The following is a 264-nucleotide window of genomic DNA, read 5'->3' as shown; positions in this document are numbered from 1 at the left end:
GTCATATCCCTTATGTAAGCTTTCTAGCTTCAATGGCTTACTACTACAAAGTAAATAATTTAGATGCTGGTGAAGTAGGGGAAATCGAAATAGATAAAATGCAAATGATGTTACCAATCTGGTTATTAAAGAAAGAAGATAAATTCTCTACTGCTCAAAATAAAATGGCTAACCGCTTCATTAAAGAGCATAAAGTAAGCTTAATGACAGCTGGACAAGAGCTTGATTTAACAATCAAAGTAAATGCTGCGAAATGTCATATTG

General features: G+C 33.0%; 1 protein-coding gene. It reads left to right on the top strand.

Annotation, left to right across the window (positions count from 1 at the left end):
- Nucleotides 1–32 precede the first annotated feature (32 nt).
- A partial coding sequence (locus EOC06_RS39040) for a hypothetical protein (RefSeq protein ID WP_206631442.1) occupies nt 33–264 on the top strand: 232 nt, incomplete at its 3' end.

The organism is Mesorhizobium sp. M7A.F.Ca.MR.362.00.0.0 (assembly GCF_004023175.1).
In the GTDB taxonomy this organism is placed as follows: Bacteria; Pseudomonadota; Alphaproteobacteria; order Rhizobiales; family Rhizobiaceae; genus Mesorhizobium.
This window is presented reverse-complemented; position numbering and strand designations above follow the sequence as displayed.